The organism is Solimonas soli DSM 21787, assembly GCF_000474945.1.
GTDB lineage: Bacteria > Pseudomonadota > Gammaproteobacteria > Nevskiales > Nevskiaceae > Solimonas > Solimonas soli.
This window is the reverse complement of the sequence record NZ_KI440838.1, coordinates 296,524-311,466: the sequence shown is the minus strand read 5'-3', so window position 1 is coordinate 311,466 and position 14,943 is coordinate 296,524. Positions and strand designations below refer to the sequence as shown.

General features: G+C 69.1%; 13 protein-coding genes, 1 tRNA gene and 1 pseudogene. 7 read left to right on the top strand and 8 right to left on the bottom strand.

The annotated features are described in order from the left end of the window. From K344_RS24495 to K344_RS0117770, 3 genes and pseudogenes are all read right to left on the bottom strand, one after another. Positions 1 to 264: pseudogene (locus K344_RS24495) on the bottom strand (MotA/TolQ/ExbB proton channel family protein); the annotation flags it as partial. A 97-nt stretch (positions 265 to 361) separates the two neighbouring features. Continuing rightward, entirely contained in the window at positions 362 to 964 is a 603-nt protein-coding gene (locus K344_RS0117775; protein WP_028081798.1) for an energy transducer TonB, read from the bottom strand. A 401-nt stretch (positions 965 to 1,365) separates the two neighbouring features. Then, positions 1,366 to 1,441: transfer RNA gene (locus K344_RS0117770), tRNA-Thr, on the bottom strand. Positions 1,442 to 1,561: 120 nt separating this feature from the next. Between K344_RS0117770 and K344_RS0117765 the strand changes: the two genes are divergently transcribed. Then, positions 1,562 to 2,509 (top strand): methyltransferase domain-containing protein, encoded by a 948-nt coding sequence (locus tag K344_RS0117765; protein ID WP_028081797.1) that lies wholly within the window; start codon positions 1,562 to 1,564, stop codon positions 2,507 to 2,509. Here the strand turns inward: K344_RS0117765 and K344_RS0117760 are convergent. After that, positions 2,506 to 2,784 (bottom strand): zinc/iron-chelating domain-containing protein, encoded by a 279-nt coding sequence (locus K344_RS0117760; protein WP_028081796.1) that lies wholly within the window; start codon positions 2,782 to 2,784, stop codon positions 2,506 to 2,508. The genes K344_RS0117765 and K344_RS0117760 overlap by 4 nt on opposite strands. 39 nt (positions 2,785 to 2,823) lie before the next feature. Between K344_RS0117760 and tesB the strand changes: the two genes are divergently transcribed. Next, positions 2,824 to 3,696: an acyl-CoA thioesterase II gene (gene tesB, locus K344_RS0117755; RefSeq protein ID WP_028081795.1), complete on the top strand. Its 873-nt coding sequence runs from the start codon at positions 2,824 to 2,826 to the stop codon at positions 3,694 to 3,696. Between the two features lie 13 nt (positions 3,697 to 3,709). On the opposite strand, the gene dusB is transcribed toward tesB, so the two are convergent. From dusB to K344_RS0117740, 3 genes are all read right to left on the bottom strand, one after another. Beyond that, on the bottom strand, positions 3,710 to 4,726 hold the full coding sequence (gene dusB / locus K344_RS0117750) for a tRNA dihydrouridine synthase DusB (RefSeq protein ID WP_028081794.1): 1,017 nt from the start codon (positions 4,724 to 4,726) through the stop codon (positions 3,710 to 3,712). Positions 4,727 to 4,792: 66 nt separating this feature from the next. After that, positions 4,793 to 5,230 carry an MBL fold metallo-hydrolase gene (locus K344_RS0117745; RefSeq protein WP_028081793.1) on the bottom strand — a complete coding sequence of 146 codons (438 nt, stop codon included), beginning with the start codon at positions 5,228 to 5,230 and terminating at the stop codon, positions 4,793 to 4,795. Between the two features lie 52 nt (positions 5,231 to 5,282). Beyond that, a complete protein-coding gene (locus K344_RS0117740; RefSeq protein WP_028081792.1) occupies positions 5,283 to 7,079 on the bottom strand; it encodes an acyl-CoA dehydrogenase in 1,797 nt (598 codons plus the stop codon). Positions 7,080 to 7,222: 143 nt separating this feature from the next. On the opposite strand from K344_RS0117740, the gene K344_RS0117735 reads away from it, so the two are divergent. From K344_RS0117735 to K344_RS22415, 5 genes are all read left to right on the top strand, one after another. Further along, a complete protein-coding gene (locus tag K344_RS0117735; protein WP_028081791.1) occupies positions 7,223 to 7,924 on the top strand; it encodes an alpha/beta fold hydrolase in 702 nt (233 codons plus the stop codon). Between the two features lie 110 nt (positions 7,925 to 8,034). Then, positions 8,035 to 8,700: a TetR/AcrR family transcriptional regulator gene (locus tag K344_RS0117730; protein ID WP_028081790.1), complete on the top strand. Its 666-nt coding sequence runs from the start codon at positions 8,035 to 8,037 to the stop codon at positions 8,698 to 8,700. Next, positions 8,697 to 10,073 (top strand): TolC family protein, encoded by a 1,377-nt coding sequence (locus K344_RS0117725; RefSeq protein ID WP_028081789.1) that lies wholly within the window; start codon positions 8,697 to 8,699, stop codon positions 10,071 to 10,073. The genes K344_RS0117730 and K344_RS0117725 overlap by 4 nt, the downstream gene beginning before the upstream one ends. Before the next feature lie 16 nt (positions 10,074 to 10,089). Further along, positions 10,090 to 11,127 carry an efflux RND transporter periplasmic adaptor subunit gene (locus K344_RS0117720; protein ID WP_028081788.1) on the top strand — a complete coding sequence of 346 codons (1,038 nt, stop codon included), beginning with the start codon at positions 10,090 to 10,092 and terminating at the stop codon, positions 11,125 to 11,127. Between the two features lie 9 nt (positions 11,128 to 11,136). After that, entirely contained in the window at positions 11,137 to 14,193 is a 3,057-nt protein-coding gene (locus K344_RS22415) for an efflux RND transporter permease subunit (RefSeq protein WP_043114850.1), read from the top strand. A gap of 35 nt (positions 14,194 to 14,228) precedes the next feature. Here K344_RS22415 and K344_RS0117710 read toward each other — a convergent pair whose 3' ends face one another. Beyond that, positions 14,229 to 14,924, bottom strand: a complete 696-nt coding sequence (locus K344_RS0117710) for a hypothetical protein (RefSeq protein WP_051362373.1) — start codon at positions 14,922 to 14,924, stop codon at positions 14,229 to 14,231. Between the last annotated feature and the right edge of the window lie 19 nt (positions 14,925 to 14,943).

Here is a 14,943-nt window from a genome sequence, read left to right as displayed (position 1 = left end):
CATGATCAGCATGATGATCAGTACGCCCTTCGCCACAAAGTCGCCCTGCGCCCACAAGGCCGACAGACCGTAAGGGTTGTCCACCTGCTCGGTGTGCGCCCCTTCGCCGGCGGCAGGCGCGGCGTCCGCGGGCGCTTCGGCCGGGGCGCTTTCCGTCGTCGGCGCCGGCGGCGGCGTCTGATTCTGGGCCTGAACCGGCAGGCTGGCGACCAGCGCCAGCAGGCTTCCGGCGACCAGCGCCTTGCATGTTTGCTTCAACGACATCTCACATCTCCAAGAGGATGGTGGCTCGGGTTTTTGTATCGGCGCTCGCGCACCGTCGCTTACGGCTGACACTTACGGCTTCTAATAAAAACTGTTCTTAGTCTTCCGGACGGAAGGTGTACTTGATCGTGCCCCATGCCGGCTCGCTCGGCGCATCGAACTTGCACAGGCTCAGGCCCTTGCGCGCGGCTTCGTCGAGCCGCGGATAGCCGCTGGAAGTCACGATCTTGGCATCCTTGACGCGGCCGTCCGTGCCGACCAGCAGCTGCAGCACGACCGAGCCCGCCTCGTTGAGACGCTGCGACACCGAGGGATATTCCGGCGCGCGGCAGCGCTTGCCGTCGATCTTCAGTGAAACCGACGGCGGCGCCTTGACGGCCGGCACCGGCTGCGGCGGCGGCGTCGGCTGCGTGCTCTGCACCGTGATCGCGTGCTGCGGCGGCGGCGTGGCAATGTTGATTTCCGGCGGCGGCACGAACGGCGGCGGCGGCACATCGAGGGTCGGCGGCGGCGGCGGCGGCGGCTCGTCCGGCGGCTTGATCTCTTCGATGATTTTCGTCTCGATGGGCGCCGGCAGGACCTCGATCGCCTTGCGCGCCAGACCCGACACCAGAGCCCAAATCAGCAGCGCGTGGAAAATCACCACGCCCGCGAGACCGACCAGTCGACGGCTCTGATTCGGCTTCTGACCAAATTCCATTGCCAAAACTCGCTCCACGATTCGTTTCGCCGCGATCCTTCCGGCGCTGCCGGACGACCCGGGGGCACCGATCAGTCCGGCGCCCGTGTAGTGAAATCCGCAACCCTGTCCCACGGAGGAACGCCCGCGATTCATCACGGACCGGGCCTACACGGAAGAAATTCCGCGGCGGCCCACGGGCAAGCCTGTCAATGGCGCCGCCGGCCCTGCGCCGACACCGCCATGTCGAATCGACACTGATTCGATCTTGCTTACCGTGAGTTCATCGCAACCGACGCCGTTCGCGCCGCTCGCCTCTAACAACGCCGCACTGCAGCAATCCGGAAATCGCTTCCGTGCGGCCGAAAGGCCAATTGACTTTAACGGCTAGCCGACGGGTTGGCTAGTCCGTTTGGCGGAGATGGTGCCGACAGAGGGATTCGAACCCCCGACCCACTGATTACAAATCAGTAGCTCTACCAGCTGAGCTATGTCGGCGTGGCCCGCGATTGTATCCGGACGCCGAATGCAGACAAATGAATGATGTTCCTTTCCATGCCATGAAGCGAGCGCCGATAATCGGCGTTGGTCTTCTGCCCGCCGGCCGCGAGCCGCGCCATGAGTGAAATCGAACTGCACCGTAAGCTGCTCGGCGACGCCGCGCGCAACCAGGCGTTCCACGCCGCACTACGCACCGTCATCGCGCCGGGCCGCAGCACGGTGCTCGACATCGGCGCCGGCACCGGCTTTCTTTCCTTCCTCGCCCGGCGGCTCGGCGCGCGCCAGGTGACGCTCGTCGAGTACAGCGACGCACTCGAACTCGCCGAGGGACTGGCGCGTCGCAACCGCATCGACGGGCTGTCGTTCATCAAGGCTCACTCGGGTGAGCTGCGGCGCAAGCTCGCCGTCGACATCGTCGTCACCGAAACGCTCGGCAACTACGCGCTCGAGGAGAACTTTCTCGAAACCGCGATCGACGCGCGCCGCTTCCTCAAGGCCGACGGCATCGTGATCCCGGGACGCCTGCGCCAGTTCGTCGCGCCGGTCGTCGGCGATCGCCTGCAGAAGGAGATCGACATCTGGCCCGCGGTCGGCTTCGATCTCGACCTGGCGCCGGCGCGGCGCATCTCGCTCAACAACATGTACGTGCGCAGCGTCGAGCCTTCGGACCTCGGCGGCGACGGCTCGCAGGCGCTGCTCTGGGACGATCTCGACGTCCGCCCGCAGCGCCCGGCGCCGGCGAGCGCGCGGCGCAGGACCCTGCAATGGCGCGGCGCGGCGCTGGCCGGACGACGCATCGAAGGCTACGCGCTGTGGTGGGAGGCCGAACTGGTCGAAGGCATCACGATCAGCACCTCGCCGTTCGCGGCGCCGACGCACTGGCAGCAGATCTATCTGCCGCTGCTGGAACCGCTCGCGCCGCAGGACGGCGACCTCGTCGAATTGACGCTCGGCTCGGACACGCGTCCGGAAGTCGGCGTGCGCGTGTCGTGGAAGACGCGGCTGCTGCGCGGCGACAAGCCAATCGGCGAACAGTCGCTCGACAGCCTGCGCGGGCAGCTCTAGGCGCGGCTGGCCGCCGGCGTCGTGAGCTGCTCGAGCTCGCGCAGATGGCGCAGCGCGTATTCGCGCGTCGTGCCGCACATCTCGGCGCTGGGCTGCAGGCTCGCGCAGAAGGCCGGGCGGCGCGGATCGCCGAACAGCTCGCAGCGCGAATCCTCGCGCAGGTGCACGCAGCGCACGCCGGCCGGCTTGCCTTCCGGCATGCCGGGCAGCGGCGTGGTGATCGACGGCGCGATGCAGCAGGCGCCGCAGCCACTGCGGCATTCGAGCACGGTCATGCCTTACGCTTGTCAAAATTTTTCCCTTCGGATTCTCTCATGAACCGCATCCTCAAGGACCTCATCAAGCTGCTCGATCTCGAAACGCTCGAAGACAATCTGTTCCGCGGTGAATCGCGCGACCTCGGCGGCAAGAGCGTCTTCGGCGGACAGGTCATCGGCCAGGCCCTGACCGCGGCCTCGCGCACGGTGCGCGAGGCGGCTCCGCATTCGCTGCATGCCTACTTCCTGCGCCCGGGCGACATGAACAAGGCGGTCGTCTACGAAGTCGACCGCATCCGCGACGGGCGCAGCTTCTCCGCGCGCCGCGTGCAGGCGATCCAGAACGGCCAGCCGATCCTGTCGATGATGGCTTCGTTCCAGCGGCCCGAATCCGGGCTCGAGCATCAGGCCCCGATGCCGCAGGTGGCGGCGCCGGAACAGTTGAAGACCATGGCGACGCACGTCGAACAATGGCTCGACGAAATCCCGGACGTCGACGAGCGCACGCACGCGGCGCTGACGCGCGAGGTGGCGATCGAGTTCAGGCCAGTGCACCCGCACAATCCGCTGCGGCCGAGCGTGCAGGCGCCGGCGCAGGCGATCTGGCTGCGCGCCGCCGGTCGCCTGCCGGACGATGGCCTGCTGCATCGCTGCGTGCTCGCTTACGCCTCCGATTTCCATCTGCTGTCGACGGCCCTGCGCCCGCATGCGATGAGCTGGTTCGGCGAATCGACGGCCGTGGCCAGCATCGACCACGCGCTCTGGTTCCATCGCGAGCTGCGCGTCGACGACTGGCTGCTGTACGCCATGGATTCACCGACCGCGCAGGGCGCGCGCGGCCTTTCGCGCGGCTTGATCTACGACCGCAACGGTCGTCTCGTGGCCAGCGTCGTGCAGGAGAACCTGATGCGCACGCTGCCGGCGCCCTGAGGCGACGCGGCGTTCAGGCGGCGGCGCTGTCCGGCCGATCCTCGAAGAAGCGCACGACCGCCGCGCGCTGCACGGCGACGTCGGTGATGCCGTTGATCGCGTGCCAGAAAGCCTCTGCCTCGGAGCGGCCCGGCTGCTGCAGGCTGCGCTGTCCGACGCAATACCACTGGATGTGCTTGCGCGCGACGCGCACGCCGCGGCCTTCGCCGTAGAACGCGTACAGCGCGTCGAGGTGTTCGAGCAGCCAGCGGCGGATTTCGAAGCGCGACGGCGGCGCCAGCGGCGCGCCGGTCGCCAGCTCGTGGGCGATCTCGCGAAAGATCCACGGCCGGCCCTGCGCGGCACGGCCGATCATCAGCGCATCGGCAGCCGTCAGGCGCAGAACCTGGCGCGCCTTCGACGCACTGTCGATGTCGCCGTTGGCGATCACCGGAATGCGCACCGCCTGCTTGATCGCGGCGATCGTCTCGTATTCGGCCGCGCCGCCGTACTGCTCTTCACGCGTACGGCCATGAACCGCGAGTGCCTGGATGCCGCAATCCTCGGCGATGCGCGCGATCGTCACGCCGTTCTTCTGCGCACGCGTGTAGCCGGTACGGATCTTCAGCGTCACCGGAATATTTCCCTCTTTGGCGACGGCCGCGACCACCGCCGCGCAGATGCGCGCGACCAGCGCCTCGTCGCGCAGCAGCGCCGAACCAGCGTCGACGCGGCAGACCTTCTTCGCCGGACAGCCCATGTTGATGTCGATGATCTGCGCGCCGTGCGCGACGTTGTAGCGCGCCGCCGTCGCCATCTGCTGCGGATCGTAGCCGGCGATCTGCACCGAGATCGGCGCACTCTCGCCGTCGTGGTCGATGCGCAGCCGCGATTTCTCGGTGTGCCAGAGGCTGGCGTCGGAGGTCGTCATCTCGCTGACCGCGAGGCCGGCGCCGAGCCGGCGGCAGAGTTGGCGGAACGGCCGGTCGGTGACGCCGGCCATCGGCGCCAGCACCAGCGGAACGGCGATTCGGTAAGGGCCTATCTGCATGCGCCTATTGTCGCCGATGCGCCGAGCGTCGCGAAGGCTCCGGTTCAAATGCCTTGAAGCCGGGCCTCAAATCATTTCGATTTCGCGCGTCCGCGGATCGCCGTATCGTGCCTGCGACGTCAGTCCCCAAACGTCACCCGCCCCCAACCCCCCGGGTGACGTCCCCCGGCGGCGGATCGCAAGATCCGCCGTTTTTTGGGTCGCGCGCATCAGCCAGGGAATCGTGCGCACGTGCTCCAGCATCTTGCGGCCGAAGCCGGCGTCGAACAGCAGCACGCCGCGCGGATGCTCGACGACGACCACGTCCATGCCGAAAGTGCGCGGCTCGAAACTGCCGCCGCGGTACGCGAACAGCGCGTTCGACTGCATCGCGCCGGTTTCGAGCACGCCGAAGCGCAGATCGACCGGCGCGGCGAGCGGCGCCAGCGTCGGGGCGCCGCCGTCCGCGGCGGCCGGCAGGGTTTGCGGAGTGAAGCTCCAGGCCAGCGTGCCGAGCGCGAGCACGACGACGAGCCGCAGCGTTTCTTCAGTATGGCGATTCCCTTCGAGGCGAAGCTCAGAACGCATCGAGCGGCATGGCCAGGCAGGTATCGTCGAGCTGTTTCAGCAGCTCGGCGAGCCGCGCCGCCTTCGGCAACTCGTAGCGGAAGAAGTAGCGACAGGCCTGCCGCTTGCCGAGGTAGAACGCGCGATCGGCGGGCGACGCCGCGCCCTCCGCGGCCTGCGCGACCAGAGCCTGGCGCAGCCACATCCAGGCGATGACGATATGGCCGAGCATTTCGAGGTAGGCCGTCGCGTTGGCGACGAAGCGCTCGACGTCACGCGCCGCCACCGCCGCAAGCTGCAGCGTCACCTCGCCGGCCAGCGCCACGTAGTGGCGCAGCGCCTCGCCGGATTCGGCGAGCGCCGGCTCGCGCACGGCCTCGTCCGCCGTCGCGGTCATGCGCGCGAGCAGCAGGCGGAAGGCGGCGCCCTGGTTCATCAGCACCTTGCGGCCAAGCAGATCGAGCGCCTGGATGCCGGTCGTGCCTTCGTGGATCGGGTTCAGGCGGTTGTCGCGGTACAGGCGTTCGAGCGGATAATCGCGCGTGTAGCCGTAGCCGCCGAGCACCTGGATCGCGATCTTGTTCGCCTCCAGGCAGAACTCGCTCGGCCAGCTCTTGGCGATCGGCGTCAGCACTTCGAGCAGCTGATGCACGGCCTCGCGCTGCGCCTCGTCCTCCGCGATCGCCTGCTCGTCTACCAGGCGCGCGCAATACAGGCACAGCATCAGCGCGCCCTCGACATAGGCCTTCTGCTGCAGCAGCATGCGGCGCACGTCGCTGTGCTCGATGATCGCCACCGGCTTGCTGGCGGGGTCCTTGTTGGCGATCGGCCGGCCCTGCGGACGCTGCCGCGCATACGCGAGCGAATAGCGATAGCCCGCGTAGCCGAGCGCCGCCGCGCCCATGCCGACGCCGATGCGCGCCTCGTTCATCATGTGGAACATGCAGGCGAGGCCCTGGTTCGGCGCGCCGATGAGCTCGCCGACCGCCGGCTCGCTCTCGCCGAAGTTCAGCGCGGCGTTGACGGTGCCGCGATAGCCCATCTTGTGATTGAGGCCCGCCACGTGCACGCCGTTGCGCGCGCCGGGCTTGCCGTCCTCATCGACGCGGTACTTCGGCACGATGAACAAGGAAATGCCTTTGACGCCGGCCGGCGCACCGTCGATGCGCGCCAGCACGTGATGCACGATGTTCTCGGCGAGCTCGTGATCGGCGCCGGAGATCCACATCTTGTTGCCGACCAGATGATAGCGGCCGTCCGGCTGCGGAATCGCCCGCGTGCGGATGTCGCCGAGCGAGGAGCCGGCCTGCGGCTCGGACAGGCACATGGTGCCGAACCAGCGGCCTTCCAGCATCGGCTTCATGTAGCGCGCCTTTTGCGCATCGCTGGCGTGCGCGCGCTGCAGATTCGCGGCGGCGGCGGTGAGAAAGGGATAGCCGGCGGTGCCCGCGTTGGCGGCGGTGAAATACGCCATGGCCGCCGCGGTGAGCGTGTACGGCAGCTGCAGGCCGCCGTCCTCGATCGGAAAGGCGGCGGCGATGAAGCCGCCGTCGACGTAGGCGCCGAGCGCCTGCTTCACTTCCGGAATCAGCGCGACGCGGCTGCCGTCGAACTGCGGCTCGTTGGCGTCGAGCTTGGCGGCATGCGGCAGGAATTCCTCTTCGGCGATCTTCTGCGCGGCGTCGAGCACGCTGTCGAAGCTGGCGCGGTCATGCATGGCGAAGCGCGGCGCGGCGCACAGCGCGTCGAGACGCAGTACTTCATGGAGCAGGAAATCCAGATCACGGCGTTCGATCAGCTGCGGCACGGTTGCTCCCCCGACGTTTTTTCCTGCGCACCGTTCACACGGCAGGCGGCGGCGCGCAGGATAGCGCAGCGTCGGCGCCCGGCGCCGTGCGGCGTCGCCATGCATTTCGCTAAGCTCTCGCACCTCCATCTGCCGCGTCCGCCATGCCCGTCCAGGACCTTGCCGCACCGCCGAAGACCCTGCTGCTGCTCGAAGGCCGTCTCGGTCTCGAACTCGCCGGTCTCGCCCTGTCCTACAACCGCCTGCTGCGCGAGCTGCCGCGCGGACACGGGCAAGCGGTGATGGTCGTGCCGGGCTTCGGCATGAGCGACCGCACGATCGCGCCGCTGCTCGGGCTGCTGCGCCGGCTCGGCTACACGGCCCGCGGCTGGGGCTGCGCGCGCAATCTCGGCATGCGTGGCGACGTCAAGAACCGGCTCGCCGCGCGCCTGCGCGAACTGCACGCGCAGCAGGGTCCGGTGACACTGGTCGGCTGGAGCCTCGGCGGCGTCTTCGTGCGTGAAATGGCGCGCCACCAGCCGCAGCTGGTGCGTCGCGTCATCACGCTCGGCAGTCCGATCAACGGCCACCCGAACGCCAACAACATGGTCGCCCTGTTCCGGCTCGCCAATCGCGGCCAGCCGCAGAAGGTCGATCTCGAAGGCTTCGCGCGCCGCATCGTCCCGCCGCCGGTGCCCTGCACAGCGATCTACACGCGCAGCGACGGCATCGTCACCTGGCGTGCCAGCCTCGAAGACGCCGCGCCGAACACCGAGAACGTCGAAGTGCGCGGCAGCCATTTCGGCCTGCCGTTCAACCCGCAGGTCATCCGCCTCATCGTCGAGCGTCTGGCGCGGCCGGACTGAGGCGCGCGCCGGTCGCACGCCGCCCCGCCGTCGTGCTTTTGTTGGACACGTGTTGAATGATTGACATGATGTCAGTAAAGTGCCGCCCATCCACGGCAGGGGGAGGAACCGTGAGCCGCAAGCCGAGCCGCAGCCGCCTGCGCCGCGACGACGAGAAAGAACGACGGCGCGAGGCGCTCATCGATGCCGCCGAAGCCGTGTTCGCGCGCCACGGATTCGAGGCGGCGAAGATGGAAGACGTCGCCCGCCGCGCCCGCGTGTCGCGCGCACTCGTCTATGTCTACTTCAAGAACAAGGCCGAGCTGCAGTTCGCGGTCTGCCGGCGCGCCCTGCGCGTCCTGCGCGAGCGGCTGTCGGCGGCGGCCGACGGCGAGAAGCGCGGCTACGACAAGATCGTCGCGATCGGCCGCGCCTACATGGCCTTTGCGAGCGAATTCCCGCTGTATTTCGCGGCGCTGTCGCGCTTCGAAGCCCACCAGCCGGACCGCATCGACGCCGGCTCCAGCGAGCGCGCCGTACTCGAAGCCGGTGTCGCCGTGCACGAGGTGACGATCGCCGCGCTCACGGCCGGCGCGCGCGACGGCACGATCGCCAGGATCGACAAGCCGATGCTGGTCGCGCTGACGCTGTGGGGCTACACACACGGCGCGATCCAGATCGCGCAGACCAAGGCGGCGTTCCTCGAAGAGGTCGGCCTGTCCGCCGACGAGTTCCTCGCACACGCGATCCGCTTCGGCCTGCAGGGCCTGCGGCCGGCCAAAGGCGCAAAGCCGTGAAGGCCCGAGCGCTCGCGCTCGCCGCATTGCTGCTCGGCGCAACCCTGCCGGCGGCGGCGGCCGACACCCAGCTGCAGGCCTATCTTGACGAAGCGTTGCGCGACAATCCTGCGCTCGCCGCGCGCGGCGCGAACGTGCGCGCCAGCGATTACGATCTCGAGGACGCGCGCGCCCGGCAGTATCCGCAGCTGGATTTCAACGCGCGTTACACGCGCGCGCACGGCGGCCGCACGATCGACATCCCGACCGGGGATCTGCTCAATCCGGTCTACGACACGCTGAACCAGATGCTGGAGCAGCAGGGCCAGCCGCCGCAGTTCCCGAACATCGCGAACCAGAGCATCGCCCTGCTGCGCGAGCGCGAGCAGGAAACCAAGCTGTCGCTGTCCGCGCCGCTCATCGCGCCGCAGCTGTGGGCGAACGTCGATGCCAAGCAGGCGCTGGCCGGCGCCAGCCGCGCGCAGCGCGAGGCCTACGCGCGCAGTCTGGTGCGCGAACTCAAGCGCGCCTATTACGGTGCCGTGCAGGCCGAGGCGGCGAGCGGCATTCTCGAGGCCAGCGAGCGGCTGCTCGCCGAAAACGTGCGGGTCTCGCAGGCCCTGCTCGATGCCGGCAAGGCGACGCGCGATCGCGTGCTGCGCGCCGAGGCGGAGCGTCTCGCCGCCGCCCAGCAGCTCGATGCCGCGCGCACGCAGGCAAGGCAGGCGCGACGCCTGGTGAATCTGCTGCGCGGCGCACCGACCGACGCGCCGCTGACGCTGCCGGCGCCGGATGCGCTCGAGCTGCCGCTCCAGCCGCTCGTCGATCCGCGCCCGCGCCCCGAACTGCGCGAGCTCGACGCCAATCTCAGCGCCGCCGAAGCCGGCGAGCGGGCGGCGCGCGCCGCCCGCTGGCCGACGCTCGGCCTGGCCGCCGACTACGGCATCCAGGGCGAGGAGTACCACTTCGGCCGCGACGACGATTTCGACACCGTCTCGCTGGTGCTGCACTGGGATCTGTGGGACGCCGGCAGCCGCAGCGCGCAGCGCCGGCGCGCCGCGGCGCAGAGCGCCGGCCTGCGCGCCGAGCGCGAGGACCTGCAGCGCCGCCTGGCGCTGGCGCTGCGCGCCGCCGAGGAGAATCTCGCGACCTCGCTGCGCGCCGTGCAATCGAGCCAGGCGCAGCTGGCCGCCGCCGAGGAAAGCTTCCGCATCGCCGAACGCAAGCGCGACGCCGCGGCGCTGTCGCAGATCGAATTCCTCGACGCCGAGCGCGCGCAGCGCGAGGCGCGCATGAATCTGGCGATCGCGCGCTGCGAGGCGCTCGACCGCGCCGCCGAATACGAGCTGGCCAATGCCGGCTATCCATTGCCCGAATCACTGCTGGCGCCGTGAACACGAAGGTTTTGGCATGAACGTCCGCATCATCTTGCTGCTCGCCTTCACCCTCGCCGCCTGCGGCCACGAAGTGCCGCCGCCGGCCAAGGCGCCGCGCGCGGTGCGCGCCGTGACGGTCGAAAGCGGCCCGGCCGAAGCGCCGATCGTCGCCAGCGGCCTGCTGGCGACGCGCGACGAGGCCCGCCTCGCCTTCAAGACCGGCGGCGTCGTGCGCGACATCGCGGTGCGCGCCGGCGACAGCGTGCGCCGGGGCCAGGTGCTTGCCGAAATCGAGACGACCGAAGTCGGCGCCGGCGTCGCGCAGGCGCGCGCCGCCTACGAGAAGGCGCAGCGCGACCTGCGGCGTGGCCGCGCACTGTACGCCGACGACGTCATCACCCGCGAGCAGCTCGACGATCTCGGCACCGCCGAGGCGGTGGCGCGCGCGCAGTTCGACGCCGCGCAGTACAACCTCGGCCACGCGCAGATCGTCGCGCCGGCCGACGGTGTGGTGCTGCGCCGGTACGTCGAGCCGCGCGAGACGGTTGCCGCCGGCCAGCCGGTGCTCGAAGTCGCGCAGTCCGGTTCCGGCCACGTCCTCAAGCTCGGCCTCGCCGACCGCGACGCGGTGCGCGTGCAGCTCGGCGACGCCGCGCAGATCGAGTTCGACGCGTATCCCGGGCGTCGCTTCGCGGCGCGCGTCATCGAGCTGAGCCGCGCCGCCGATCCGCGCAGCGGCGCATTCCCGGTCGAGCTCGGCCTCGAGGCGCAGGCGGACGGCGACACGCCATTGCCGAGCGGCCTGGTCGGCCGCGCGACGATCAGCGTGCGCGGCAGCGGCGCGACGCGCAGCTACGTGCCGATGGCGGCACTGGTCGAAGGCGACCAGCGCGCGACCACGATCTTCACGCTGGACGGAACCACGGCGCATGCGCGCAAGGTCGCGGTCGCCTTCCTCGCCGGCGAGCGCGCCGCCCTCGAGCAGGCACTGCCGGCCGGCACGCGCGTGGTCACCGACGGCGCCGCGTATCTGAGCGACGGCGAAGCCGTGCGCGTCGTCGAGCCGAACTGAGCCGGCGCCATGCGCATCTCCGATTTCGCGGTCCGCAACATGCCGTTCATGCTGGTGGCCTCGCTGCTGCTGGCGGCGCTCGGCGCGTCGGCCTGGCTGAAGATCTCGCGCACCGAGGACCCGCACTTTCCGATCTCGGCGTTCTCGGTGGTCGTCGTCTACCCGGGCGCCGATCCGCAGGAGATCGAGCGTCAGGTCGTCGAACCGATCGAGGACGCCATCCATACGCTCGACGACGTCAAGGAAATCGTCTCGACCGCCGACGACAGCCTCGGCATCATCCGCGTCGAGTTCGAGGCCTACGTCGACACCGACAAGAAGTACGACGAACTGACGCGCGAGATCGACGCGCTGACGCGCAAGCTGCCGGCGGCGGTGGCCAGCGTCGAGATCAACAAGATCAATCCGGGCGACGTCAACATCGTGCAGTACGCCCTGGTCTCGGCCACGGCTTCGTACCGCACGCTGGAGGATGCGGCCGAGGACCTCAAGGACGCGCTCGAGCGCGTGCCGGGCGTGAGGAAGTCCGAGAGCTGGGCCTATCCGCAGCGCGAGCTGCGCGTGGAACTGAATCTCGAGCGCATGGCCGAGCTGCATCTGCAGGCCGGACAAGTGCTCGGCGTGCTCCAGGCCGACAACACCAACGTGCCGGGCGGTGCCGTCGAAGCCGGCGCGCGGCGCTTCAACCTCAAGACCAGCGGCGCCTTCCACAGTCTGCAGCAGATCCGCGACACGGTGATCGCCGGCAATGGCGAGCACGCCATCCATGTCGGCGACGTCGCCGACGTGCGCTGGGACTCCGGGCCCTACGACTACGTCGCGCGCTTCGACGGCCGGCGCGCCGTCTACGTCACCGCCAACCAGAAGACCGGCCGCAACATCTTCGAGACCAGGGCGGCGATCGACGCCGAGGTCGCCGCCTTCGCCAGGACGCTGCCGGCCGGCGTCAGCCTGCAGCTCGGCTTCGACCAGTCGCAGAACGTCAAGTCGCGTCTCGACCGGCTCAGCCACGACTTCCTGCTCGCCGTCGCGCTCGTCGCCCTGACCTTGCTGCCGCTCGGCCTGCGCGCCGCCGGCATCGTCATGGTCTCGCTGCCGCTGTCGCTGCTCACCGGGCTCGCGGCGCTGTACTTCGCCGGCTTCTCGCTCAACCAGCTGTCGATCGCCGGCTTCGTCATCGCCCTCGGCCTGCTGGTCGACGACTCCATCGTCGTCACCGAGAACATCGCGCGCTTCCTGCGCATGGGCCATACGCCCGACGAGGCGGCGATCCGCGCGACGCGACAGATCGCGATGGCCGTGCTCGGCTGCACGGCGACGCTGCTGTTCGCCTTCGTGCCGCTGCTGGCCCTGCCCGGCAACGCCGGCAAGTTCATCCGCTCGATGCCGCTTGCCGTCGTGTTCACGGTCGGCGCCTCGCTGCTGGTGTCGCTGACCATCATTCCCTTCCTCGCCTCGCGCGTGCTGCCGCGCGACGGCGATGAACACGGCAACGCACTGCTGCAGGCCCTGCTGCGCCTGATCCACGGCGTCTACGCGCCCTGGCTGCGCCGCGCGCTGGCGCGTCCGAAGCTCACCGTCATGCTGTCGGCGCTGGCCTTCGCGCTGTCGTTCGCGCTGATTCCGCTGATGGGCCTGTCGCTGTTCCCGACCGCCGATACGCCGCAGTTCCTGGTGACGATCACCACGCCGAACGGCACCGGCCTGCAGCGCACCGCAGCGATCCTCACGCAGGTCGAAGACATCCTCGCCCGGCATCCCGAGGTCAAGCACACGCTGTCGAACCTCGGCCACGGCAATCCACGCATCTACTACAACGTGTTCCCGCACGAGAACGCCGCGAACTACGCCGAGATCTTCGTGCAGCTGCAGCGCTACGACCCGCGCCGCACGCCCGCCCTGCACGAGCAGCTGCGCACGCAGTTCGACGCGCTGCCCGGCGCCGAGATCGTCGTCAAGGAATTCGAGAACGGCCCGCCGATCGAGGCGCCGATCGCGCTGCGCATCATCGGTCCCGATCTCGACCGGCTGCGCGAGCTGGCCGGTGAACTGGAAGCGTTGATGCGCGCGACGCCGGGCGTGCGCAACATCAGCAATCCGTTGCGCCGCGCGCGCCTCGATTTGCAGCTCGACATCGACACGGCCAAAGCCGGCCTGCTCGGCGTGCCGCTGCTCGATCTCGATCGCACGGTGCGTCTCGCCGTCGCCGGACTCTCGGCCGGCGATTTCCACGAGCCCGACGGCGACAAGTATCCGATCGTGCTGCGCGCGCCGATGCAGGCGCAGCCCTCGCTGGCGACGCTGGAGGGCCTGCATGTCGCCAGCGCGGCCGGCGCGCAGATTCCGCTCGCCGAGCTGGCGCGGCTGCAGCTCAGCGAGTCCTCGCCGCGCATCTATCGCCGCAACCGCGAACGCGCGGTGTCGATCACCGCGTACACGCAGGCCGGCTACAACACCGAAGCGCTGACCCAGCAGCTGCTGGGCAAGCTGGCGCAGATGGATCTGCCGCCCGGCTATCGCTACGAAGCCGGCGGCGAACTCGAAGGCCGCCAGGACAGCTTCGCCGGCTTCGGCACGGCCATCCTCGTCGCCATCGCCGGCATCATGGCGGTGCTGGTTCTCGAATTCGGCAGCTTCAGGAGCACGCTGATCGTCGCCGGCGTCATCCCGCTCGGCGTGATGGGCGGCATCGTGCTGCTGTTCCTCTGCGGCTACACGCTGAGCTTCACGGCGATGGTCGGCTTCATCGCGCTGATCGGCATCGAGATCAAGAACTCGATCCTGCTCGTCGACTTCACCAACCAGCTGCGCGAACAGGGCAAGCCGCTCGATGACGCGATCACCGAGGCCGGCGAGATTCGCTTCCTGCCGATCCTGCTGACCTCGGTGACGGCGATCGGCGGCCTGCTGCCGCTGGCGCTGCAGAACTCGCCGCTGTATTCGCCGATGGCGCTCGTCATCATCGGCGGCCTGATCAGCTCGACGCTGATCGGCCGCCTCGTCACGCCGGTGATGTACAAGCTGCTGCCGCCCGATCTCGCCGGGCCGCGAGTGGCGGTCGACTGAGCGCCAGCGTCCTCGAAGCGGTGGCGGAACGTGGTTCAGTGCCGCAGATATTCCTCCCCCATCTTCTCCAGCCCGTCGCGGTAGTAGTCGAAGCGGCCGGACAGCTCGCCGAAGACCTGGCGCAGCCCGAACTCGGCGGCGAGCGGATGGCGCGCGGCGGTGAAGTAGTACGAGCGGCCCATCTTGCAGTAGTACTCGACGGTTACCGGCCGGCGCTTGTAGCGGTGGCGATGCTCGACCCACGCGGCGCAGATGCCGGCCGTGTAGAGCGCGTAGTTGCCGATGTGCGAATGCACGAGGAACCCGCGCTCCGGCCCGGCGTTCGCGGCGGCGGCGACGAGATCGACCAGATACTGATAGTTCGCCTCGTCGTCGCGCGTGACGCGATAGAGACGCTCGGTGCGCGTGAACAGGCCGAGCAGATTGGCGAGATAGTGAATCGCCTGCCGCTCCTGGCTGTTGCGCCGGCCCGGCAGACAGCGGCGCAACAGGATGTTGAAGAACAGCTGCGGCGACACCTCGAGCCACTGCGTCTTCTGGTCGCGAAGCGCGTCGAACACGTAGTCGGCCTCGAGCATCGAGTCGAGCGTCGATGGCTGCTCGATGAGCCGTTGTGCCGCCTCGACCGCATCGATCCCGGGCACCGGGAAATGCTCGAAGAGGAAGATCAGATCCTGCCGCGTCAGCGGCGCCGTGCCACATTGCGCAAAGTCCGGCATCTGCATCGTCATCACCTCCGCACAAAATAGA